This window comes from Halalkalibaculum roseum, from assembly GCF_011059145.1.
In the GTDB taxonomy this organism is placed as follows: Bacteria; Bacteroidota; Rhodothermia; order Balneolales; family Balneolaceae; genus Halalkalibaculum; species Halalkalibaculum roseum.
On the sequence record NZ_JAALLT010000002.1, the window covers coordinates 233,881 to 259,284 of the forward strand.

A 25,404-nucleotide genomic window follows, 5' to 3' on the forward strand; every position below is an offset into this window, starting at 1 on the left:
CATGGAGAACCTATTTAAAAGAATGGGAAATTCTTTCTAAGAATCTCCCATTTTCTATATAAATCTCTCTTCTCTTAGTGTGCATTATTGTAAAGATCGTGTTTTGCCTTCCACTCTATAATATTCTTGCACAGCTAAAGCATGTTTCTTGCAGTATATTTCATGCATATAAAACGCTCTAAGTAATTGATAATACTGGTTTAAAGGTATTTAGGCCTAAAAATATAATGCTTAAATATTGCAAAGGCTTTGCAATATTGAGATAAAATATTTAACTATGTAATTGAGGGATTTTTAATAATTAAAACGGGATACTTAACTTAAACTTGATCAGGGGTAACTCTATGCAACCAAAGTCACCTACCCATTTCTTATTTAATTACTTTAAGTCATATCTAAGCAAGCCCATCTTTTTAACACTTACACTCTTACTTTTGGCAGGCTCAGCATATGCACAAACCTTAAATGTGAGCGGGACAGTCACGGATGAAACCACCGGTGAAACATTACCCGGTGTGAACGTAGCGATTGTCGGCACCACTACCGGTACTTCTACAAATAGCCAGGGAGGGTATCAATTGACAGCAAGTCCTAATGATACGCTCCGATTTTCATTTGTAGGTTATCAGACCTCAGTCGTACCTATAAATGGAAGAGCAGTAGTAAATGTGGTCATGTCTCCGGTAATTATCAGTGGTTCACAACTTGTCGTTGTGGGTTACAGTACACAGAAGAAAGAAGATTTAACTGGATCTGTATCCGTCGTTGATCTGGAAAGTATGAATTCCCAGCCCAATGCACAGGTCGCTAATCAGCTCCAGGGTCAGGCCTCCGGTGTTACGGTTATCTCGTCCGGACAACCGGGTGAAGAGCCGGCTCTTAGAATTCGCGGTATTAATACATTTGGGAATAACGAACCCCTTTATATCGTAGACGGTGTACCGACACAGAATATAAATGATTTGAATAATAATGACATTGCCTCCATGCAGGTACTGAAGGATGCGGCTGCCGCTTCTATATATGGATCTCGCGCGGCAAACGGGGTTATTGTTATTACTACCAAAAAAGGACAGGGGGATGTACAGATCAACTATGATGCCTATTACGGTTACCAGGTTCCCCCAAGCGGTAATGTATGGGATATCATGTCGCCTCAGGATATGGCAAATTCAGTTTGGCAGGCTCAAATAAATGCCGGTATAACACCGAGCCACCCCCAATATGGCAGCGGTTCTTCACCGGTGCTTCCCGACTTTATTGATCCTCCGGGCTCTATGGCAAGTTCGGTAGATGTTGACAATTATTTCCTGGATCCTTTCTATACCGATCCTTCACAGCTTGGAACCTTCGTTTATATCACCAGAGCCAACAAGTCAGGCACCGATTGGTTTGATGAAGTTTTCAGTCCGGCAGGTAATATGAGTCACAACCTCTCTGTTAGCGGTGGTGGAGATATGGGTAATTACCTGTTCTCTTTCAACTATCGCGATCAGGACGGTACTTTGATGGAACAGCGCCTGACCCGTTATACGGTTCGTGCAAACACCTCTTTTGATGTATCCGATAATATTCGCATTGGGGAAAACCTGGCATATTCTGTTTCAGAGAATCCGCAGTTTGGTACACTTGATGAAGACGGACCGATTGGTATGTCATATAGAGAACAGCCCATCATTCCGGTATATGATGTCGGTGGTAACTATGCCGGTACTCATGCCGAAGGATTGGGGAACCCTCAAAATCCGGTTGCCGTAGCACAACGAACCAGAAATAATGAATTCACCAATAGTCGCCTGTTCGGTAACTTGTTTGCCGAAGTGGATCTTTGGGAAAATCGCATTCTCTTTAAGACCAGTATTGGCGGTGAGCTCTATTCAGGATCCGGTAATTCATTTATATATCCGCAGTATGAGAATTCTGAGAACACTACTACAAACCAATACAATGCGGATTCATACTACGGGTACAACTACACGTGGACCAATACAATAAACTACCAGGAAACATTTAATGGTGTTCACAATGTAGAGGTTCTGCTAGGTACCGAAGCTTACAAGAACTCGGGTCAAAACCTGGGAGGATCCACACAGGACTTTTTCTCTTTCGATCCTAACTTTACCAACCTGAGTACCGGTTCCGGAACCAAGACGAACTATAGTTTCCGGTATGAAGATACATTGTTCTCCCTCTTCGGTCGTGTTGATTACAACTATGATGACCGATACCTGGTCAGCGGTACGCTGCGCCGAGACGGCTCTTCAAAATTCCTGGACAACCAGTGGGGTCTTTTCCCGGCTGCCAGCATCGGCTGGAGAGTCACCCAGGAAGACTTTTTCCCTGAGATCGATTGGCTGACCGATTTGAAACTGCGTGCCGGTTACGGGATCATGGGTAACCAGTTGAATGTTGACTCCAACAACCCCTACACACTGTTTGCGCCTAACCCGGTTTCAACTTACTACGCGACGGATGGAAGTAACTCCAATAACCAATTGGGCTTCTCCCAATCCAGAATCGGTAATCCCGGCGCCAAGTGGGAAAAGAATATCAGTACCAACATCGGTATTGATGCTACGCTATTTGATGGAAGACTGGAAGTTATTGCAGATTATTACAAGAAGGATATTGAAGACCTGCTCTTTAATCCTTCCCTGCCGGCAACTGCAGGTAGTGCCTCACAGCCATTTGTAAATGTGGGTAATATGAGCAATACCGGATTTGATCTCTCCCTGAGAACATTTGGTACCTTGACGGGTGAGATACAGTACAATGCTAACGTCTCATTTACGACCTACAATAACGAGATTAAGAAAATCTCAGATGATGCCCAGTTCTTTGAGCAGGCTTTCAATCGTTTCGGAGCTTCCGGTATTGTTCGAAATGCCGTGGGACATCCCGTTTCTTCATTCTATGGATATCAGATCGAGGGGTTCTGGGATGATCAGGGTGAAATCGATGATGCAAACGCTGGCGCACCCAGCGGTACCTACCAAGACGGTATAGGCATCGGTCGCTTCCGATATGCTGATTTGGATGGTGACGGTCAGATCACTCCGGACGATAGAACCTTCCTTGGAAATCCGAATCCGGACTTTACTTACGGTATCAATTTAGGCTTGAATTACAAGGCCTTTGACTTCAGCATGTTCTGGTACGGATCACAGGGTAATGATATCTGGAACCAAGTGAAGTGGTGGACCGACTTCTATGCCAACTTTGGCGGTGCAAAGAGCAATACCTTGCTTTATGATTCCTGGACACCCGATAACCCGAATGCATCCGCTCCGATTCTTGAGGCGGCTACATCATTCAGCAGTAACGAGGTTCAGAACTCCTATTATGTTGAAAACGGTTCTTACCTAAGACTGAAGAATTTACAACTGGGTTATACCTTACCTGTAGATGTAATTGAGAAAGTGGGTCTTTCCAAGCTCCGTATTTACGTACAGGCTGCGAACCTGTTCACTATAACCAATTATAGTGGCCCTGATCCCGAAATTGGGTTCAATCCCAGTACAACGGATCCAAATGATGGAGGTTCACCTACAGCTTTCGGTATTGATGAGGGTGCTTACCCGTCACACCGTGAGTTTATCATTGGAATCAATCTCTCGTACTGATAACATTTTTAAATCATAAAGGTCTAACACGATGAAAAAATTAAGATTATATATCACAGCAGTAATTGTAGTGACAGCAGGGCTGTTTCTATACTCTTGCGATACGGGAGAATTCCTAAGCACCCCGGCGCTGGGCTCAGTCAGTGAAGAAGTACTTGCTAATGAGAAAGGGGCTGATGCCCTTTTGGTAGGTGCCTATGCTGCGCTTAACGGACAAAATATCAGCGGATTTTGGTCAGCCGGTGGTACCAACTGGGTATACGGCAGTGTTGCCGGCGGAGATGCTCATAAGGGCTCCATTTTAAACGACCAGACACCTATTAATCCGATTATGAGCATGTCTCATACCTCGGCTAACGGTTTCTTCAATGACATTTGGGTTGCTCGTTATGAAGGTGTTTCTAGGGCTAATTCGGTTATCGCTTTGGTACCGCAGTTGGAAGGAGTCGACGATGCTACCAGTGCGCGAATAGAAGGAGAGGCCCGTTTCCTGCGAGGCCACTACTACTTCGAGCTGAAGAAATTGTTTAATAATGTGCCTTACATTGATGAAAACACTGAGAATTTCAAACAGCCCAACACGGGTGAAAGTGCGCTTACCTGGGCGGATATCGAAGCCGACTTCCAGTTTGCTTATGACAACCTGCCTGAAGTACAGAATCAGATTGGCCGTGCGAACAGATGGGCTGCTGCTTCTTACCTTGCTAAAGCGTACGCTTTCCAGGGCAAGTGGAATGAAGCACGTACGTTATTGACCACAATTATAAATCAGGGTACCAATGCAGCCGGTGTTCCATATGCTCTGCAAGATCATTACGGAGATAATTTCCGAGCTGATGCCGAAAATAGCTCTGAAACAGTTTTTTCAATCCAGTACGTAGGAAAGGACGGTACAGGTACCATTGATAACTCCAGACAGGAAGATATGCTGAATTACCCATTCGGTAACCCTTTCAACTGCTGCGGATTTTATCAACCTACACAAGATCTGGTAAATTCTTTCCGGACAGATGGAACTACAGGCTTGCCATTTCTGGACAATTATAATGACACCATGGTTGACAGTGATATGGGTGTTCCGGCTGACCAACAATTTACAATCTATTCAGGCCCGTTAGATCCTAGATTGGACTGGTCTGTAGGACGTCGAGGTGTACCATATCTCGATTGGGGTCCCTTTAAAGGTCAAACCTGGATTCGTCAGCAGAGTTATGGCGGTCCATATCATGCCCAAAAGCATGTGTATCGCCAGGAAAATGCTGAAGCTTTCGGTAACCGTAATGAGTGGGCACCCGGTTCTGCTGTTAACTATGACGTAATACGATTTGCTGATGTGTTACTTTGGGCTGCTGAAGCAGAAATTGAGGGTGGCGGTACTCTCGATCAGGCCCGTCAGTACGTAAACCAGGTACGGGGGCGTGTTGCTGATGATGACTACGGCGATGGTTGGGTAACTTATACCGATAACCAACCCTTCGCGGCTGCTGTGGTTGGAAGTGAAGCCGAGATGACTGCAGTTGATGCCAATACCGGAGATTGGGTCATTCGTACAGATACCGAATCGACTTTTGTACTGCTAGGTGGAGATCCTGCTAATGCCGCTAACTGGAATGAGTATGTTGATCCGAATTATGTGATAGATACCTATCCTGCCGGACAAGCTCCTTTCACTAATGCAACCGATGCTCTGGAAGCGGTTCACTTTGAACGCAAGCTGGAATTGGCCCTGGAAGGTCATCGTTTCTTCGACTTGGTTCGCTGGGGCGAAGCAGCTCAAACACTTAATGCTTTTTATGCCTATGAAGGTGGACAGCTGGGCTTCAGTGATTTTGCTTCGGGTAATTTCCAGACCGGCAAAAATGAGTATTTTCCTATCCCACAGACTCAGATTGACCTTACGCGGGTAGATGGGGAACCGACACTTACTCAAAACCCCGGTTACAATTAATACTCATTGACAAATTAATTTTAAAAGGCAGCTTTCGGGCTGCCTTTTTTATGTTCAGGATATTTCAAATCTGGTTTACAGTGATATATATTTCAAGGTCACAATGAAATATTCTAACTTCCATTCATAAGGGATGAATCAAGCTCACTTTCTATAATCTATTCGATGTTATAATGATAGCACTCCGATGTAACGCTCAAGCCATTCTATTTATCATCATATTAACCGTTTTTGCAATAACAGGTTGCAGCAGTGATGACACCATGTTTAAAAGAATTCCCCCTTCAGATTCAGGTATAATCTTTCAAAATAGCATAGCTGAGGATGAATCGAATAATCCACTCGTGTATGAATATCTCTACAATGGAGGCGGAGTAGCCGTAGCAGATTTCAATAACGACGGTTTGCAGGATCTCTATTTCACAGGGAATATGGTCAGCAATAAACTCTACCTGAATGAGGGGGATCTTCAATTCAGTGATGTCACAAAACCATCAGGCACGGCTGGAAGTGACAAATGGTACACCGGGGTCTCGGTTGTAGATATCAACGGTGATGGCTTGCAGGATATTTATGTTTGTGCCGGACGGTGGAATGAGGCAGAGAGAAGGGAAAATGAATTGTATATCAACCAGGGCATGAATGAAGATGGCATCCCGGAATTCATTGAACAATCTTCGGAATACGGTTTGAATGATGACAGCCACTCTACCCAGGCTGCTTTTTTTGATTATGATAACGATGGGGATCTGGACCTTTACCTACTGGTTTCGGATCAACGGCAGAAAGCAACGACAGGAGGTAGCAGGGCTGATCAGGAAAGCCGGGAGTCTCCCAACCTGGACCGGCTTTACCGCAATGACTGGAATGAAGATGAGAAACGTCCGATGTATGTTGAGGTCGGAGACGAGGCCGGAATTACCAAAGACGGTTACGGATTGGGAGTAAATATTTCCGACCTGAATGGAGACGGTTGGAAAGACATCTATGTAGCCAATGATTTTGCCTCAGACGATATACTTTGGATAAACAATGGCGATGGCACTTTCCGGGATGAGGCATATACCTATTTCAAGCATACCAGTTTCTCTTCGATGGGGACGGATATTCAAGATGTCAATAATGACGGTCTGCCGGATGTAGTCACGCTGGACATGCTTCCTGAGAACAATTTCAGGAAAAAGACCATGACCAATCCCAATAATTACATCAACTATGCGCGTAATGCTTTCGGCAGAATCAAACCGCAGTATACCAGGAATACGCTGCAGCTAAATCGAGGACCCAGAAAAGTTACCCGGGACTCTGTAGCACCGCCCGTTTTCAGTGAAATTGCCTATCTCTCAGGAATTGCCGAGACCGATTGGAGTTGGGGCCCGCTACTGGCTGATTTTGATAACGATGGTTTACGGGATCTTTTAGTGACGAATGGAATTCCCGGGGATAAGACGGATAAAGACTTTGTCAACTACAGAGATCGGCTCGGAAATATCGTCACTAATACCCAGCTAAGTGATTCTATCCCGGAAGTTAAAATTCCCAATTATATCTACCGTAACAACGGAAATCTCCGTTTTGATGACCTAACAATAGAGTGGGGGCTGGATGAGGATACCTATTCCAACGGACTGGTATGGGCGGATCTGGACAATGACGGTGATCTTGAGATTGTAATTAACAATATCAATCAGGATGCCTATCTGTACGAAAATACACTCAATGAACATTCACCACAAAACAGCAACTGGCTGCAGGTCAGGCTGAAAGGGAATAATAGAAACAGTAAAGCATTAGATGCCAAAGTCCGGATCTACTACGGGGATAGGGAGTCTCAGTTTTATGAATATACCCCTTACCGGGGATACCTCTCCAGTGTTGAAAATATGGCCCATTTTGGCTTGGGTTCGGTATCAAAAGTAGATTCACTGGTGGTTTCCCGCAGTACAGGTGAACACTATGTGTGGAAGGATATTGAGGTTAATCAAAAATTTGAGGCAGATCTCACAACGGATGGAGAAACAATTTCAATGGATATGGTTACAGGGTTCAGCAGTCCCTCTTGGTTCAGAGAGGTATCTGATGAGCGAAACATCACCTATGAGCATGAGGAACTGGAATATGACGACTTCATGTATAACCGGCTGATGCCTCACAAGCTTTCCCAATACGGTCCCTCGCTTGCTGTCGGGGATATTGATAACAACGGTACGCAAGATCTTTTTGCCGGCGGCTCCTATGACAATCAGGGCACCTTCTTTTTACAGGATCAAAACGGAGAATTCACGACAAGAGAACTCCCCCCAGATGAGAGCGATACACGAAAAACCCGGGAGGATGAAGGAACGCTGCTCTTCGATGCGGAAAATGATGGAGATTTGGACTTATATATCGTTAGCGGGAGTGTGGAAAACAGAAGGGGAAGTGACAATTTTCAGGATCGTTTTTATGAAAATGACGGGGAGGGAAGATTTAGCTATCGCCCGGAAGCTCTTCCTGATATTACGGAGAGCGGAATGGCGGTCCGGGCATCCGATTTTGACCGTGACGGTGACCTCGATCTATTTGTGGGCGGCAGGGTGGTTCCCAATTTTTACCCGCTTCCGGCATCCAGTTACCTCCTGAGAAACGACAGTGAATCTGGCGAGATCGTGTTTACTGATGTCACCCCCGATTTTGCCGAACCGCTTAGGGAGATCGGTATGATCAGCGATGCATTGTGGACCGACTTTGACAACGACGGGTGGACCGATCTCATTTTGGCAGGGGAGTGGATGCCGCTGACATTTTTAAAAAATCGAGAGGGCAAACTGGTAGACATTACCGATGAATCAGGAATTTCGCAGCATAGCGGGTGGTGGAATAGCCTTGCCGGGGGAGACTTTGACCGTGATGGTGACATCGACTATATCGCTGGAAACCTAGGATTGAATTCCCTATACCAGGGCAGTGCTGAAGAGCCGGTTAGCATCTACGGTAAGGATTTTTCTGAACAGGGACTCTTTACCGGTCTGCCCACAACCTATATCCCCGATGCTGAGGGTATGAAAAAGGAGTTTCCGGTTCATCCCAGGGATGAGGTGTTGGAAATGCTGAGAAGGAGGGATGCACCCTTTCAATCACATGCCAATTACGGGCGTTCTACTCTCAATGATATTTTCACGGAAGAGGATTTGAAGGATGCCGTCATTTTAAGAGCTCAGTATTTTGAGAGTGCCTACATTGAAAATCTGGGTGAGGGGAAATTTGCTATTAGGGCGCTGCCGGTGGAAGCGCAATTTGCGCCTCTTTTCGGTATGATTGTGGATGATTTTAATGCTGACGGTAACCCGGATGTGTTGCTGAACGGCAATGATTACGGGGCGCAGGTACAAATAGGCGGATACGATGCTTTGAATGGTCTATTGCTGAAGGGAGACGGAGCAGGAAATTTTGAACCTCTTTCTATTGCGGAGAGCGGGATATTTATCCCCGGGGATGGTAAAGCACTGGTTAAGGTTCAGGGAGCAGACGGAAGTTATTTAGCTTTTGCCAGTCAGAACAGTGGGCCCATGAAGGTTTTCCGGGCTGAGGAGTCACCCGAAATCATTCCATTCGAGCCGATGGACGCCTATGCGATAATCTATTTTGAAAATGGAGCTAGCATGAAGCAGGAAGCCTATTATGGTTCCTCATTTCAATCAGCTTCGGGCAGGTTTATGGCGCTACCATCGGAGGTGGATTCTGTTGAGATTGTAGATTATTCCGGAGAGAAGAGATCTGTGGTTATGGAATAGGGTTTGTTTTCTTTCAATACAATAGTATATCAATAAGCTGTTCCAAGCGTCCTCGCTTGGAACCTACCGGCTTGCCATGGGCGCATGAAGCACGATAGCCATTAACTAATTTATTGCCCAACCTTCGGCACTGTTGTGCTGCTATTAGATTCTCAGGCTCAGGTTTTGCCAAATTTTCACTGTTTACCCCACACTTGCCAAAGGCACTCCTTCGGAGAAAGTCCGGGGCTACTATAGGTTATCCCGATGGGATATAATGTCGGCCGGTCTTCGAGGCCGGACATCCGCGTTAGATTTGAGATTCGAGAATATCGATATCATACCTCTCCTAATTAATAGCCAAATCTTAGATTAGTGTAGAAGGCTATTCCAAGTGTCCACGCTTGGAATAATCAGGTTTTAAATAGATTGGTACGCGGCTAAATCTTGATCTTAATTCGCACCCGTAAAATCAATCTTAGCCCAGACGGGCAGATGGTCGGAGGTGGTATTCACATAGTCTTCAATGAAATTCTCAGCTTCAAAATAGATCTCTTCACTGGAAGCGGTATAATTGTTAAACAGCTCGTCGCTGATAATAATATGGTCGATCAGATCAGAATAATCACCTGCTATGTAAGAAGACTGATTCGCATCCGATATTGATTCAGTTACTGCCCGGAAGCTGTTCTCAGCCATGACAAAATCATCGTAAGGGGAAGGAGAGCTGTCATCGTAGATACTCACATCCACATCGTCGTTGTAATCGCCCAGTAGAATAATTCGGGTGTCGGGTTTTTCACTCTGCAAATAGGTATACAGTGACTCTGCAGCCCGTACACGCCGTTCATAGGCCTCCTCCAGTTCTTGTGTGTTGCCTGTGTTTGCCTTGGCGTGAATGACAATGGCATAGATAGGGGTACTCGTACCATTGTAATTGTAGTTGAAAGAAAAGTATAGCGGCAGACGTCCTGCCCAGTCATAGTCATCCTGTCCGGTAGTAATTGCTCCCGAAGAGAGCGAGTCAATGGTGTTGGTATTATATAAAAAGCCAAGTTTTTGATTGTAGGTGATATAATCGGCCACGAAACCGCGATATCCCGGCATGTATTTACTCAGGGTATCGAGTCCTGCCTGGCCGGTAATTTCCTGCAAACCGTAAAGATCGGCTTTCAAGGAATCGGCAATTCGTAAAATATTTTTTGTTCGTTGTATTCCTGCCTCGCTGCCGTAGAGATCATCTCCATATCGCTCAAGATTCCATGTTACGGTCTCCAGGATGCCATCAGGCGCTTCGGATTCCGTAGGAGAGGGATAGTCCGGTCCATTCTCTTCCGGCGGTTCAGGTTCCGTTACAGAGTCACTGAGGCAGGAAGAGGTTAAAAGGGCAATGAATGTGAACAGTATTAGCTTTGATGAATAGGTCTCAAAAAAGGTCTTCAAGATCTTCGATTTTGCTCTTTGGATTAATGCTTAGTACCGCACAATTCACGTGACGGACCACATTTGCAGTGGTGCTGCCCACCATAAGATAATCGATGCCTGTTCTGCCGACGGTTGACATGATGATCAGATCGTGTGGATTGTTTAGGTTGTAATTATAAATAGCTTCGTGTGGCGTGTCGGATGAGGCGATTACATTGGTCTCAACCTGATCGCCGATTTCGTGAAACTCCTCTTTAGCCAGCAACTTCAAACGCTGCTGCCTTAGGGATATTACCGATTCATCCGGTTTATCGAAGTCATCGTCTTCCACACTTAAAATGTGCAGCAGCTCCAGCTTTGAGCCCGCTTTTTCTGCGATCTCCTTTGCGATGGGAAAGGCCTGTTTGGAATGTTCGGAAAAATCAGTTGTAAGCAGTATGCTATCAAAGCTGGTAAGCTCACGTTCTTTGTTTACGATCAAAACAGGAATATGGGCCATACGTAGCACTTTTTCAGAAACAGATCCCAGAAAGAAACGGGAAAATCCGGTCCGCCCATGGGTATTCATGACGATCATATTAAAATCTTTGGCCTGATCGATTATCGATTGTGCCGGGTTACCCATAGAGACAAGCGGTTCACTGAGATATTTTTCGTCAATCTCTGCGGCTGACATTTCCTTCAGACGGTTGGTAAGTGCCTCTTCGATTTGTTCATAGTCCTCCATAGGTGTAGAGGAGATATCGAATGAATAGGGTGTGTTAAGCTCATTCACCGGCATATATGAGTGAAACGGAGTGATACGTCCGTTGTAGAGTTTGGCTACGGTTTCGGCGGAGTGCAACGCGTTAACGCTGACATCAGAAAAATCGAGGGGGACCAGAATATTTATCTCTTTCATATCTCTCAGACTTATTCAGAATTTATTGAAATATAACCAAGCGGAGTCAATAATAAACCTAAAGCCAATCTTTTCTTTTAAAATAAATGACCATAATAATGGCAACAATAATCATGCTAGCCCATGCCGCGGGGTAGCCCCAGTACCAGCTTAACTCAGGCATGTTGTATGGACTGGCTTGCGGATCGAAATTCATCCCATACACGCCGGCAATAAAGGTGATGGGGATAAAGATGGTAGCAATGATGGTAAGTACCTTCATCACCTCGTTCATTTTATTGCTTACCTGCGACATATACATGTCGTGCATGCCCAAAATCATATCCCGGTAATTATCGACGTTGTCAATAATCTGAACCATATGGTCATAGACATCTCGCAGGTATACCTTGATGCTCTCATCTACAAACTTGGTATCATCCCGAATCACTGAATTTATAACATCACGCAGAGGCCAAACGCTCTTTCTAAAGAAAATCGCTTCCCTTCGTAAGCCATGAATGTGGTGCAAGGTGTCCTGTCCGGGGTCATCAATCAGTATCTCCTCGGTTTCTTCCAGACGATCTCCAAGCTCATTGAGCACACCAAAATAGTAGTCCACAATGTTATCGATGATCGCATAGGTTAGGTAGTCGGGACCGAAACGGCGCAGACGGGTTCCAACCACTTTCAAACGTTCCAGTACCGGTGAAAAATGAGGCATATCGCTCTCCTGAAATGACAGGACGTAGTTTTGTCCTAATACAATGCTGATTTGTTCCGATTCCAGGATGACCGGTTCCTCCTTGGTGTAGTGCATCATACGAAGTACAAAGAAGATATTATCCTCATACTCTTCCACCTTTGGACGTTGAGAAGTGTTGAGAATATCTTCCTGAACAAGAGGATGCAGGTTAAAATAGGCCCAAATGGATTGCAGTTTTTCAATATCGTGGAGCCCTTTAACGCTGATCCAGGTTTTAGAGGGATTCTCCAGGTACGGCCTGCACTCTTCGATTTCGGTAATCTCAATACTCTCGATATGATCTTCCGAATAATCATGGATAGTGATTGATACTTCCTCGACACGTTTTTCACCAACGTGATGCAGGGTACCGGGGGCCGAGCCCGCTTTTTTTGACTGATGTGATCTCCTTCCGCGTATTTTCGGTAATCTTCTGGAAAACTTTCTTTTCTTAGCCATATTCGCTTTTCATGAACAATGAGTGGTTATCCAAATATGTGGAAGGGGAAAGGCTTTTCCAAGAATATTTCAACCCTCTTCAGACCGTTCCCGTTCTTTTCGTTTCAGGATCCAGTGTATGATAGGAGGTGCAAAGAGAATAGCGATGATCAGCTGGCCCGTATACAGGTAAATTAATGCAGTGGCCAGTACACAAAGCAGAAGTATAACAAAAGAGATGTAATAGGTTTTCTGCTTCAGATTCATTCTTAGCTTATGATATTTGGCAGACCGTGTTGACCACAATAGCGACACGGAGCGATATATAAAATCAAAAAGGATGTCATCCCGGATCGGGGTCCGGGATAACATCAATGGTTCTTTTGAGTACTCCGTGTATCTTAGTGTATCTACGTGGTGTATATAAACCTAGTTTACCTCTCCCAGCTCCCCGTTTCTGGCGGCACGTTTGAGTTCTTCATTGGCATAGATCGCAATTTCGACTCTGCGATTTTGCTGCCGACCTTCAACAGTATTGTTGGTGGCGATAGGCTGTTCCTCACCATAGCCGATGATTGTCATTCGTTCGGGATCTACATCGAGAAAAGCGGCATATTCTGCTACTGATTTGGCTCGCTTTTCAGAAAGCTGCTGGTTGTACTCTTCGGTACCGGTGTTGTCGGTATGTCCGGCAAACAGGATATTGGTATCATCGTACTTTTTAAGAGTTTCAGCCAGTTGAGCAATATTCTCACGTGACTGATCCCTTAACGCATACGAATTGACATCAAATAGTATACCCGAGTCGAAGGTAATTTTTATACCCTCACCGACACGCTCAATCTTAGCATTTTTAAGATCTTCTCTCAGTTCCCGAGCCTGGCGGTCCATATAGTTTCCGATAGCAGCTCCTGCGGCTCCTCCGATGGCAGCACCGATAATAGCTCCGTTTACGGTGTTACCGGCTGCCTTACCGATTACAGCGCCTGCCAGTGCTCCCGCTCCGGCTCCAATGGTTCCGCCTTTGGCGGTTTTACTCCAGTTCTGGCAACTGGTGACACTCAAAGCCATAAGGCTTAGGCATAGCGTTACAATCAAGGCATGTTTAGATAGTTTCATAAAATTGGTCTGTGTTTAGAATTCAACTGCATAATAAGAACTTTTCTTCTCTACTCAACACAAACTAACTAAAGAAACACCTAATTTGTTTCGACACGCAGTACTTCCAACGGTGTTTTTTTGTATATGCTGCGGCTGTTCAGCATTCCGATGACAATGGTCAGCAATGTAACCACCAGAGTACCCAGACCGATTACCCAGAGATTCGGTACAAAGGTCAGGTCAAAGTAGAAATAGCCGAGCAGCCAGGTAGAGGCCACCGAAAGGATCAGTCCGGTTAGGGCTGAGAGTATCCCAAGAAATAGATATTCGATGGAAATAATCTTGATGATCTGACTTTTGCTGGCGCCTAGTGTCCGGAGCAGCACGCTCTCTTTAACTCTTTGGAACCGGCTCGTAGCCACTGAACTGGCAAGTACAATGAGGCCGGTGATAATGCTGAATAAGGCCATAAACTGTATGGCAAAGGAAATTTTATCAATAAACTGGTTGATGGTTTCGAGGATCAGGCTCACGTCAATGGCCGAAACATTGGGATATTCCTGTACAACGGCCTGCTGTACCCGGGCAGAAGCTTCTCGATTAGGTACTCTTGTTACCGTTACAAAAAATTGCGGGGCATTCTCAAGTACTCCGGTAGGGAAAAGCATAAAGAAGTTGGGCTGTACTCGTTGAAAGTCGACCTCCCTGGTACTGCTAACATAGGTTTCAATGGGAACTCCCTGAACATCGAATGTCAGTGTGTCGCCTAATGAGACATCCAAATCCTCGGCAATCTCTTCGGCAGGGGAAACCGGTACAGGGCCCTCTGAAGGATCGGCCTGACCGATAAACTCTCCCTGAACCAGCGTTTCGGAATCAATGATAGAATCGCGGTAGGTGGACCGGTAATCTCTTCTCAGTGCCCATCCCCGTACATTACGCGAGGTGTCTCTGTCGATGGAGTCAACACCAATACCATTGATAGATTGCAGGTTCATAGTGACTACCGGTACATTCTGGAGGATAGGAGCATCATTCTCTCTCAGTATTTGATTGACACCCTCGTTTTGGTCAGACTGAATATCAAACATGATTAAATTCGGTGCGTCATCCCGGGTCGCAAAATTCAGCTGCTCCATGAGCATATCCTGGCTGAAGTAAAGAGTACTGACTAGCAACATGCCCAGACCGAGGGAAAGCATGAGGGTGGACGTTTGGTTATTCGGACGGTATAAATTTGCAAGTCCCTGGCGCCAGACGTAGGTCCAGTGTGAAGGAAAGAACTTCTGTATCAGTATGATAAGCGCTTTTGCTACTAACAGCAGCAGACCGAAAGCAATTGCCATACCTACTGTAAATAGTAGTCCTGCCCGCCAATCTTCGGTAAGCAGTGTAGCATATCCGGCAACTGTTGCCGCAATCAGGAAATAGATGATAGCCTTTGTTTTTTTGCTGAGCAGCTTTGTTAGTGCCTCCTCCATGGTTCTCAGTGTGTATAAAGGAGAAGCCTTCTTAAGTGCCAGCAGGGGCATTAGAGCGAATACCAGTGCCACGCCGGTACCGGTGAACAGGCCGAGTCCGATTGCCAGCCAGGAGACTGTCAGTTCAACCGAAACCGGCAGGAATTCACTGAAGATACCCGGAAGTATAAACTGAATACCAATTCCCAGCAAGGTACCGACTAATGCGCCTCCAAACCCAAGAACCACTGATTGAATGAGAAAAATACTGAGCGTCTGATCCGAGGAGGCTCCGAAACAACGTAAAATGGCAGCAGTATTAATTTTCTGTTTGATGTAGACGTGAATTGAGCTTGCTACACCGATGCCACCCAGGAGCAGGGCAATAAACCCTACGAGGTTCAAAAATTTGCCTAGATTACCAACTGCTTCGCCTATTTCCTCTCTTCGCTCCGCCACGGTTTCTGTATCAAGGTCTAGGGAGAGAGCCTCTTGCAGGGAATCCACCTGAGCCTCAATAGCTTCCATGTCACGTTCCTGATCGAATCGGAAGTACCGTTTGTACTCAATGCGACTGCCGCGCTGCACCAGGTTGGTTGCTTCCAGCATATCATAGGGAATGAACACGCGCGGTCCGACCATTGAAGCAGCTGCGGCTTCACCGGGCACCTTGGTGACTGCTCCCGCTATGGCAAAGGTTCGGGTACCTACTTTAATGGAATCACCGGGCTGGATTCCAAATTGAGTCATCAGTGTATTATCAACCAGGGCCTGATCGCTGTTTTTAAAGGTCTCTGCTGCTCCGGCAGGTATAGTTACCAGTTCACCGTAAAAAGGAAAACCTCCTTTCAGAGCCCGAATATTAGATAGACGGGTATTGCCGGTTTTTGGGAAGAGCACCATGGAGGGAAATTCAACCATGTAAGCTTCTTCGCCGCCCAGTGAATCAAAATAGGCTTCCACTTCATCAGGGAAGGGTTGATTTTCTACCTCTACTTCGAGGTCAGCACCCAGAAGCTCTTTTGATTGGTTGTTTATCGTATTGTTTAAGCTGTCACGAAAAGAGGTAATCGCAACCTGCGCTGCAACACCGATAATGATTGCCGAAATATAAATGAACAGACGTTTCTTGTTTGACCGGGCATCCCGCCAGGCCATTTTCCACGTCCATGTTGACCAAAATGATGACATATAATTCTTCTAGTAATGTTTTGCTTTAGGTGACCGGCTTAATGAGGCTATCAATAACCCTTTTATTATCAATCCCGGTGCGTCCTTATCGTAATTCGTCTACCTGTTCCAGATGTGAATTTTCTTCGACCCATTCATCCTTGAATATCTTGCCGTTTTTGAGCCGTATGATGCGCTGGCACTTGTTGGCAAGCTCTAAATCATGAGTCACCAGTATCAAAGTAGTTCCATTTGCCCGATTCAAATCAAAAATCAGGTCTTCAATGGTTGAACCTGTTTCGGCATCAAGATTACCTGTAGGCTCATCAGCGAAGAGTATTTTCGGTTTGTTGATAAATGCCCTTGCAATGGCAACTCGCTGCTGTTCACCGCCTGATAGCTGGGTGGGATAGTGATGCAAACGGTCGCCCAACCCGACATTATTGAGGAGTTCAGTTGCATATTCTTTGACTTCGTCGGTTCCCTCACCACGCAATTCGAGCGGAACCATGACGTTTTCTATGGCCGTGAGTGTGGGAACAAGTTGAAATGTTTGAAATACAAAGCCGACGTGTTCGTTTCTTACAGCAGCACGTTCATCTTCGGTAAGATCTCCTATATTAATCCCGTTTAGCTGAACCTGACCGTGGGAGGGGCGATCGAGTCCGGCACAAAGACCGAGTAGGGTTGTTTTTCCGCTGCCTGAAGGTCCTACAATTGAACAGATGGTACCTTCTTCAACGGAAAAATCAACGTGGTCAAGAACGGTGAGCATTTTTTCACCGCTTCTGAACTGTTGCGTGAGATTGGTAACTTCTAAAATAGATTTCGATTGCATGTAGTTATTTTAAGTTGAAACTTAAGCGGTTTAACATGTAAGGACATACGAATCATTCCTTTACGTATTGCGTTACGCCAATAATAATAGAAACAGCAACAGTAGATTGTTAAAATACATTAGGAAATTGATGAAAAAAATTACTTATCTGTTCATAGGCTTCCTGCTATTCACCGGAATAGTGTACGGGCAAAACAACCCAAAGAAGATTCTTTTCTTCGGTGACAGTATAACAGCCGGGTACGGGTTGGAAGAAGAACAGGCTTTTCCTGCGCTTGTTCAGGAAAAAATTGACTCACTTGGCTGGAATTTTGAAGCAGTAAATGCCGGATTGAGCGGGGAAACGTCCGCTGGAGGCCTTCGACGCGTCGATTGGATGCTAAGACAGGATTTCAGCATTTTTGTGTTGGAACTGGGCGGAAATGACGGATTGAGGGGAATAGATCTTGAATCTACGAAACAGAATCTTATTTCGATTATCGAAAAAGTGAGGGATAAGAAGCCGGAAGCCAAAATTATTCTCACCGGAATGCAGGTTCCTCCTAACCTGGGACCTGATTATACCACCGAATTCAGGGAGATGTATCCGGAAATTGCTGAAGAAAAGAATGTCACCCTCATTCCTTTCTTGTTGGAAGAGGTCGGAGGCAATCCTGAGTTGAACCAGGCAGACGGCATTCACCCCACAGCTAAGGGTCATGAGATTATAGCGGAGACGGTTTGGGATACTCTCAAGCCCATACTTAGGGGTTTGCGTGCCTGATTACAAAAATAAGTGAAAGGGATTTAAAGGCTTTGTTTAAACTATTAGTCTAATCGTATAAAAGCCGATTTATAACAAACATATTTCACTTATCTTTTTATGTGAAATTACTTACCCTTGATATGCTGGCAGGCTATCGTAAAGATTGATAGCCAAAAGATGTTCAGGTTAACCGCAATGTCAATGTCTCAAGACCATAGCTATGAATTCATTTAAATCCTTTCTCTGCCTGTTTTGTATTCTCTTACCTATCACATTTAGTACTGATGCCCAGGATTTAGATTACGAGCCGAAAATACTTTTGGTGACAGCCCATCCCGACGATGATGCACTCTTTTCGGCAACCGTTTTTAAGACGACGCATTTGTTGAATGGTGATGTAGATCTCGCAGTTATGACTAACGGCGAAGGAGGGTATACCTATTCGACTATTGGTAATTTTATCTATGGCAAACAGCTTGATAAAGAGGAGGTAGGAAGAGAGTATCTGCCCGGCATTCGAAAAAAAGAGGTGATGGCAGGCGGTGAAATTGTAGGACTCAGAAATTATTTCTTCTTTGACCAGGTAGATAAAGAATATGCCCTGGATATTACCATTCCTCTCGAAACCTGGAATACCGAATGGATCAGCAACAGACTTGTGAATATCCTCAAGCAGCAGAAATATGATTTTGTCTTCACGATGATGCCATCGGAGGATACCCACGCTCATCACAAGGCATCTGCACTCTTTGCATTACGAGCCGTGAATCAATTGGATCCGGAAGAACGACCGATTGTTCTATCAACGACCATTCTCCGAAGTGATTCCGATTCTACTTCCTATTCGATGCTTGAGGGATATCCCCTGACTAAAATCAACCGGGAGATTCCGCCTTTCGAGTTTGATCGCACCCAGACATTTGGTCACAATGACCAATTGGATTATAACATTATTGCCAACTGGGTAATCGCAGAGCATAAATCGCAGGGTACCATGCAGCAGTTCATGGACGTGGGTAATTTTGAGCAGTACTGGTACTATGCGCTCAATGATGAAGAGGGTGTGGCCAAGACTAGAAGGTTTTTCGATGCGGTGAGGAGTGCCCCGATGTACACCAATCCGAATAACCTGCAAGAGGAGGAATGATGGAACACGAATGCCACGGATTCAGCTGATCTACCCTGATAGGAATTGGAAAAGTCGGATATCTCCGACTCACCCAACATAGCCCACCGATTTATCGGTGGGTGTTATGTTTGTAAGTTTTTAAAGTCCCGGAGGGACGGCTGAAAGAATTATACCTACCGAATTATTTGAAATTTGATAGTAATATTGGCTGTAACCGTCACTACCTGGTCATATTTCATCAGCTGACTGTCTGAAGATTGCACCGATAGCATCTCCTGAGACCGTGCGTAAACCGGACCGATTTGCCGGTGTGAATAATCAATACCCACAATGCGTCCAATCTTTATGCCTGCCTCTTGTGCAATTATAGCGGCTTTTTCTTTAGCCGCACGAATAGCTCGTTGCAAAGCGGTGTCCTTGCCCTCTCCGGCTTTAGTTGATAAAAAATTACCGCTGAAGTTATCGAAATCCTGTTCAATCAAAGAGATTTGTATCTTCTCGTAAACATCAAAATCAGAGAGCCTCAGGCTAACCATCTGCCTGGTTTGATATACACTTTCTTCCTTGGTATATGGGCGACCAAGGTTAGTCTTTGAAACGGAAACCGGTTCAAAATTAATATCCTCTTCTTCAACAGCGTACTTATCCAGCAGTTGAACAAGTACTTTTTCCCTCTCTTTATGCAGATTATAGGCTTTTTGCGGTGAATCCCCCTCTGCATTCAAATTAACAGTGAACTGAATAATATCAGCGGGCAATTCGACGGATCCTTCCGAGGATATTGTGATGACTCCCCGGTCTTGTGCCTTAAGAGTGAAAGGTATCAAAAATAAAACGAGAAGCAGCCAGTAGGATCTCATAACTAGTGGTATTTATTAAAAATGTTATTATCAATCAGGTAACGGGCACCTGGTAAATCAGTTCTCTTTTGCTTTTACTTTTATGGCAACGCCAATTTGCCTGGAAGTAGTATCTGGAAGCCGAATGTTTTCGGGTATCACCAGATTTCTTGGCAATTCAGTAGAAGCTTCTATACTGCTAAGATCAACCGGCTCTGTAAGGAGACTGCGGGGCACTTGACGTGTTGAATCAACTGCAAAAACATTCATGGAATCTCTCTCCGGCTTAATTGAAATCAGCGAGAGCCTACCGGGAAGTGTTCCCCGAGTAGGGATCTCGATAGGAATGGTGTACTCTTTTAATCTTTGGGCTCTGACTTTAAGCGATCTTGGACTCACCTCATATAAGCTTAAGTCAGACGGTAGGTTTACATTGCTTTCCGTAATGACCAGCTCCTCACCGCGTGAATAGTTAGTGAGATTAAAAGAGACTACGAGCTGCGACTGGTCAAAAAGCCGGAATGCCTGGTCAGAACCTGAGAGCGTAAGCCTGGCTTCCAGAGGGATGGAATCCTGTAACACTAAATTACTAGATTGCAGATTGCGATATTCAATAGGTACGGAAAAGGTTCTGTACACTGTTTCGGACTGGTAGGCAAATGCGAACCAGAAAATGACGGCCAGAATCACTGATGCGGCTGCGGTTCGTAGATCTCGGCTCTGCCACCAACTTGTCAAGGGCGATTCTTTGGTTTCATAACGGGTTTCCCAGAATTCATTCAAAATACCCTTTAACTGATTTACGGATTCCAGACGTTGCAAGGTCCCATCTCTAGCTATACTAATGGAACCTCTCTCTTCAGAGACTACCACTACCAGGGCATCGCATTGTTCAGCCAGTCCTAATGCAGCCGCATGCCGGGTGCCGCCACCGCTCAGTTTTTCCAGTTTCGTTGATAAGGGCAGGTGGGCCCCAAAACGAATAATTCGCTCCCCCTCCAAAATGACCGCACCATCGTGTCCGGGCGCTTTTGGATTAAAGATGCTGTGCAACAGGGGGATGGAGATTTTGCCCTCTAAAGGAATACCGCCATGAATATGCCGATCGATATTCTCCTTTCCCTTTAGTACCAGAAGGGCCCCCGTTTTATTCTCAGCCATCTTGGCCACTGCTTCAGTAATGATATTGGTAGTTCTATTGTCGAAGGGGGCATGGCTGTTCTTCCAAAAAATACTCCAGTTGCCAATTCTTTCGAAAAGCCGTCTGATGTCTGACTGAAACACCACTACTATACCGATAAGAATGACAGCAAAGAGACCTTCAATGAGAAGCTCGGTCAGGTACATTTCAGAAAACCTTGCCATCACATACAAGGCAAATAGCGAAACAATACCTATAATTGACTGGCGCGAGGCACTCTGGCGCAGCCAGTTCAGTATCAGGTATAGGAAAACAGAGATAAGGGCTACATCAACAACATCAGCTATCCTGACATTAATCAGAAAATCCTGCAGAATATCTATACTGTTCCGGATCATTGAGTCACTCTTAATTCAGAAAATAGCATCATACATTTCATCAGAAAGAAATATAACAGCTCAAACGGAAACACCTAATACATTCCGGTCATATTGGGGCTTTAATGAAGCACCTCTTTCAGTGTCTCCAGAGAGATGTTGGCACCGCACACCACAATCACAGTAGTCTGGTCGGCATATCGTTCAGGATCTTGAAATAGAGAGGCTACGGCCACGGCTGCGGAGCCTTCCACAAGCTTATGATGCTTTTTAATCATGAGACGAATACCCTCTTTGATCTGTTCTTCAGATACCAGGGTGAAATCATCAACCAGCTCTTTGCATAAATCAAAGGTAATAGCATCTTTTTCAAATCCGCCTGCTGAGCCGTCTGAAAGCGTTGGTTTGCCTTCAATCTCTTTGTATTCATCGGCTTTAACCGAGACAGACATTTCCGGGGAGTTCTCCGGTTGACAACCGACAATCCTGGTCTTCGGACTTCTCTCTTTCACAATAGTACCGATACCTGAAATCAAGCCACCGCCACCCACTGTAGCTAGTATATTATGGGGTTCTTCGATTTTTTCCAGAATTTCTATGCCGATGGTACCCTGTCCCGCAATGATTTGCTCATCGTTGTAGGGCGAAACGTAAATCCAGTTGTTCTCCTTTGCCGTCTTACGGGTATGAATTTCTGTGGTGTAGGGGTCATCTCCATAAAATTCAAGATCTGCTCCGTATGACCGTATTGCTTCGACCTTGGAGGTGTCCGCACCGTTAGGAAGAAATACCTTTCCTTTCATCCCCAGTAAATCCAGCGCTCTTGCAAATCCGAGCCCGTGGTTACCTGTGGATGCTGTTACAGGCATCTGCTGCAGGTTGTTTTCGCGGATCCATAACAGCTTATTGAGGCTTCCCCGTGCCTTGAACGAGCCGGTATACTGCTCGCTTTCCATCTTAAGATATACCTGCCCGTTGCATAGGTCACTCAACCATCCGGAATGAAGAAGCGGGGTGTTGAGGATATTATCCTTTATTCTTCGATGGGCATCGGTTATCTGTCTAGATAATTTCATGAATGACTCATTGCTTAAGAATGGGCAAGACCAATGGCAAGGTTTCCTCTATCCATTGACTGTACATTTTCCCGGAGGGGTGGAGGCCGTCTTCGGCAAGCAGGGTAGAATCCTGTTCCGCATTCCGGGATATAGGCGTAATGTCAACGTAGGCTACTCCCAGGCTATCAGAGATCTTTTTGCTTATGGCGTTGTAGGCTTCGATTTCGCGGGATATTTTTGGAGGATTCTTTTCACTGGCAAAGGGCGTAACTCCGTAATCGGGGATAGATAGCACTAAAACATTGTCGGGGTTATTTCCAGCCAGAGAGATGGATCTGTCGAGCAGGTAAAGAAATTTATCCGGATAGTCATTGATGTCATAACCGCGATACTGGTCATTTACTCCAATGAGCAAGGTCACCAGATCATAGGGCGGATCAAGTTCGGATTCGGCTATGGCATTCTTAAGCTCGTCGGTAGTCCAGCCGGTTTTTGCAATAATAGTTGGGTCTTTGATAGTAAGGCCCTGCTGCCTTAACTCTTGAGCTAGTTGTACTGGCCATCTTTCGGCCGTTGAAACACTCTCACCAATGGTGTAGGAGTCGCCCAAGGCCAGGTAAGAAAGTGTTGAATCTTGTGCCTGCAGAGAAAAAGAGGCAAATAAGAGAAAGATGAAAATCAGGAATTTCTTCATGGAAATACTTTCTGAGGTAAATCACTAGGTTTATTAACAATGCGCAAATAATACTAACTTCATTCAGAAATAAAAAAATGCCCTCGACTTAATGGAACACTAATCTCTGCAAATTATTATCTGTTCTAATCTGCGGCCCCTCACACCGGCAGACCTTCCATCTGCATGATTTTAAGGGCGTTAGTGGTAGGGCAAGGTCCGGGTTTCAGCTTGTATTCAAAGCTCATCTTACCGCCTTCAATGGTTTCTTCAAAGTGCCAGTTGCTCAGTTGGGGTATCTCTTCTTCCAGTTGAGCCAGCTCCAGGTCATGGGTAGTAACCATACCTATACCGTTTCTACCGGCTACCTGCTTTAAAAAGGCGGTACTTCCTCTGAATCGTTCGCGATTGTTGGTGCCGCGATAGATCTCATCTACGAAAAAGAAGAGTGGATAGGTATGATCTGACCCGAGCTCATCCAGCAGTTTGCGCAGGCGTTTTACCTCGGCATAAAAATGGGAAAGTCCGCGATCAAGTGAATCCTTAACGTTGATGCTTGAAAACAGGCGGAAGGGGATTGTTTTGAAGGAATCTGCATTAACCGGTCCGCCCGCAAAACAGAGACAAAGGTTGATGCCGACGGTCCTCAAGAAAGTACTCTTACCAGCCATGTTGGAACCTGTCAATAAGATTAAATTACCTACATCATCAATGGCAAGATCGTTGGTCACTTTCTGGCCTTCAGGAATCAGGGGATGTCCAAGGGCTTCCGCTTTAAAAGCTTCGGCGGGACTTCCGGTTTGCACCGGCTGTTCGAACCGGTAGTGGGGATTCAGCCAGGCGAAATGAGAAAGCGAACAGAGAGCTTCAAGGTCATAAAATTTGTCAAGCCAGGCAGAAAGCTTGGGTTTGAGCTCGACCTTGTACTTATCCAGTTTATACGAGAAGTAGAGATCCCACGGTACGGTGGCATTGAGCAGGAACCACAGTATATCATTCTTTTGGGAAGATGCCGCTGCGGATAGCCGGGCAACCTTACTCAGGAAACGGGAAGGTTTTGATTCTGAATCCTGAAAGCTATGTAGAAACGCTTTTAGTGCTGATGACTCTTTGAAGGGGTAATTTTCCAGGTAGAGAAGGATAGAGCTGAACCGACTCAGCAGCTTATCCATCTGGTAAGCTGCCTCAAAAAGCCCGTCTACTTTATGACTGTTAAAGTTGTATACAACCAAATAGAGTACAAAGGTAAAAATGACGTAAGGTTTTAGCACACCTACCAGGAATAAGATTCCCAGCGTGATATTTATCAGTGAGAGTGCGGTAAGTATGGTCATTGCAAGACCGTACCTGGTATCGGAGGGTTTGTCCAGCCATACAAGCAGCTGCTCCATAGTCCAGTCATCAGGGGTTGCCTGTGATTTTGTCTCTTCGGCGTTTATTCGAAGCTTATCCCTGAACTCAATCATAGGCTTCAGCTCTTTTGCCAGTTTTTGGCGCTCTGAAATCTTACTAAGCTGGGGTTCTTCCTTGAGAAGCCACTGCTTTAGTCGCCCCGTTCCTCCGGGATAGATTGCCGTGTCTATAAGTTGTATGAGGGAGTGGTTGCCGGTTATATTGAAGTCTTCGGAATAGGGGTGGCCTGCCGGACTACTGAGGTGTGCCTCTGTGGCATCCGGAATCCTATCCCAATCCAGCTGCATCCGTGCCAGGTGCTCCTCTTTTATCTTTTTTAAGAGCCGGAACCTTTTTTTTGAGTCGGATATTCTCCGGTGATAGGATGCTATGGCGATAAAAGAGGCAACGAAGAGGGTCAAAATGATATAGAAGAGAAGGCTATTCTGGTATTGTGCTACGAGGAATAAAAGTGCAATTCCTCCAATAAAGAGAAGAAGTCTGATCATGGAGAGCCGCTTATCCCACTGCTCAAGGGTGGAGATTTTTTTTTCTGCTTTATCAATCAGACTGCGAATAGCTCTCTGAAGTGTTGATTTTGAATCAGGTACCATTTCTTTTTATTGAAAGCTTTTTAAAATAATGTGAACGGGAAAGGATAGGCAATGAA

At 45.3% G+C, this 25,404-nt stretch carries 18 protein-coding genes; 5 read left to right on the forward strand and 13 right to left on the reverse strand.

The window, feature by feature from the left end; translation table 11 throughout:
- Window positions 1–434: 434 nt before the first annotated feature.
- The 3 genes from G3570_RS05145 to G3570_RS05155 all read left to right on the forward strand — a co-directional run bounded on the left by G3570_RS05145 (window position 435) and on the right by G3570_RS05155 (window position 9,344).
- Window positions 435–3,623, forward strand: coding sequence for a SusC/RagA family TonB-linked outer membrane protein (locus G3570_RS05145; protein WP_249066720.1), 3,189 nt, complete (start codon window positions 435–437; stop codon window positions 3,621–3,623).
- Between the two features lie 31 nt (window positions 3,624–3,654).
- Window positions 3,655–5,571 (forward strand): RagB/SusD family nutrient uptake outer membrane protein, encoded by a 1,917-nt coding sequence (locus G3570_RS05150; RefSeq protein ID WP_165139980.1) that lies wholly within the window; start codon window positions 3,655–3,657, stop codon window positions 5,569–5,571.
- A 173-nt stretch (window positions 5,572–5,744) separates the two neighbouring features.
- Window positions 5,745–9,344 (forward strand): VCBS repeat-containing protein, encoded by a 3,600-nt coding sequence (locus tag G3570_RS05155; protein WP_165139982.1) that lies wholly within the window; start codon window positions 5,745–5,747, stop codon window positions 9,342–9,344.
- Between the two features lie 13 nt (window positions 9,345–9,357).
- On the opposite strand, the gene G3570_RS05160 is transcribed toward G3570_RS05155, so the two are convergent.
- The 8 genes from G3570_RS05160 to G3570_RS05195 all read right to left on the reverse strand — a co-directional run bounded on the left by G3570_RS05160 (window position 9,358) and on the right by G3570_RS05195 (window position 17,380).
- Window positions 9,358–9,516 carry a hypothetical protein gene (locus tag G3570_RS05160; RefSeq protein WP_165139984.1) on the reverse strand — a complete coding sequence of 53 codons (159 nt, stop codon included), beginning with the start codon at window positions 9,514–9,516 and terminating at the stop codon, window positions 9,358–9,360.
- Between the two features lie 260 nt (window positions 9,517–9,776).
- Complete coding sequence (locus tag G3570_RS05165; RefSeq protein WP_165139986.1) at window positions 9,777–10,766, reverse strand: endonuclease/exonuclease/phosphatase family protein; 990 nt, start codon at window positions 10,764–10,766, stop codon at window positions 9,777–9,779.
- Entirely contained in the window at window positions 10,750–11,649 is a 900-nt protein-coding gene (locus G3570_RS05170; RefSeq protein WP_165139988.1) for a universal stress protein, read from the reverse strand. Before G3570_RS05170 ends, G3570_RS05165 begins: the two co-directional genes overlap by 17 nt.
- Window positions 11,650–11,707: 58 nt before the next feature.
- Complete coding sequence (gene corA, locus G3570_RS05175; RefSeq protein WP_165139990.1) at window positions 11,708–12,832, reverse strand: magnesium/cobalt transporter CorA; 1,125 nt, start codon at window positions 12,830–12,832, stop codon at window positions 11,708–11,710.
- A gap of 69 nt (window positions 12,833–12,901) precedes the next feature.
- Entirely contained in the window at window positions 12,902–13,183 is a 282-nt protein-coding gene (locus G3570_RS05180; protein ID WP_165139992.1) for a hypothetical protein, read from the reverse strand.
- A 57-nt stretch (window positions 13,184–13,240) separates the two neighbouring features.
- Complete coding sequence (locus G3570_RS05185) at window positions 13,241–13,930, reverse strand: YiaD family glycine zipper/OmpA-like lipoprotein (protein ID WP_165139994.1); 690 nt, start codon at window positions 13,928–13,930, stop codon at window positions 13,241–13,243.
- Window positions 13,931–14,010: 80 nt separating this feature from the next.
- Window positions 14,011–16,563, reverse strand: a complete 2,553-nt coding sequence (locus G3570_RS05190; protein WP_165139996.1) for an ABC transporter permease — start codon at window positions 16,561–16,563, stop codon at window positions 14,011–14,013.
- Window positions 16,564–16,648: 85 nt separating this feature from the next.
- Window positions 16,649–17,380: an ABC transporter ATP-binding protein gene (locus tag G3570_RS05195; protein ID WP_165139998.1), complete on the reverse strand. Its 732-nt coding sequence runs from the start codon at window positions 17,378–17,380 to the stop codon at window positions 16,649–16,651.
- A 130-nt stretch (window positions 17,381–17,510) separates the two neighbouring features.
- Between G3570_RS05195 and G3570_RS05200 the strand changes: the two genes are divergently transcribed.
- Together G3570_RS05200 and G3570_RS05205 are read left to right on the forward strand one after the other, a co-directional pair.
- On the forward strand, window positions 17,511–18,143 hold the full coding sequence (locus G3570_RS05200) for an arylesterase (protein ID WP_165140000.1): 633 nt from the start codon (window positions 17,511–17,513) through the stop codon (window positions 18,141–18,143).
- A gap of 202 nt (window positions 18,144–18,345) precedes the next feature.
- Window positions 18,346–19,272, forward strand: coding sequence for a PIG-L family deacetylase (locus tag G3570_RS05205; RefSeq protein WP_165140002.1), 927 nt, complete (start codon window positions 18,346–18,348; stop codon window positions 19,270–19,272).
- A 155-nt stretch (window positions 19,273–19,427) separates the two neighbouring features.
- Here the strand turns inward: G3570_RS05205 and G3570_RS05210 are convergent, their stop codons facing one another.
- The 5 genes from G3570_RS05210 to G3570_RS05230 all read right to left on the reverse strand — a co-directional run bounded on the left by G3570_RS05210 (window position 19,428) and on the right by G3570_RS05230 (window position 25,348).
- Window positions 19,428–20,114: an SIMPL domain-containing protein gene (locus G3570_RS05210; RefSeq protein WP_165140004.1), complete on the reverse strand. Its 687-nt coding sequence runs from the start codon at window positions 20,112–20,114 to the stop codon at window positions 19,428–19,430.
- Between the two features lie 57 nt (window positions 20,115–20,171).
- Entirely contained in the window at window positions 20,172–21,632 is a 1,461-nt protein-coding gene (locus tag G3570_RS05215) for a diadenylate cyclase (RefSeq protein WP_165140006.1), read from the reverse strand.
- Between the two features lie 101 nt (window positions 21,633–21,733).
- Window positions 21,734–22,687: a threonine/serine dehydratase gene (locus tag G3570_RS05220; RefSeq protein ID WP_165140008.1), complete on the reverse strand. Its 954-nt coding sequence runs from the start codon at window positions 22,685–22,687 to the stop codon at window positions 21,734–21,736.
- Between the two features lie 7 nt (window positions 22,688–22,694).
- Window positions 22,695–23,363, reverse strand: coding sequence for an SGNH/GDSL hydrolase family protein (locus tag G3570_RS05225; protein WP_165140010.1), 669 nt, complete (start codon window positions 23,361–23,363; stop codon window positions 22,695–22,697).
- Window positions 23,364–23,503: 140 nt separating this feature from the next.
- Window positions 23,504–25,348, reverse strand: a complete 1,845-nt coding sequence (locus G3570_RS05230; RefSeq protein ID WP_165140012.1) for a MutS family DNA mismatch repair protein — start codon at window positions 25,346–25,348, stop codon at window positions 23,504–23,506.
- Window positions 25,349–25,404: the final 56 nt, after the last annotated feature.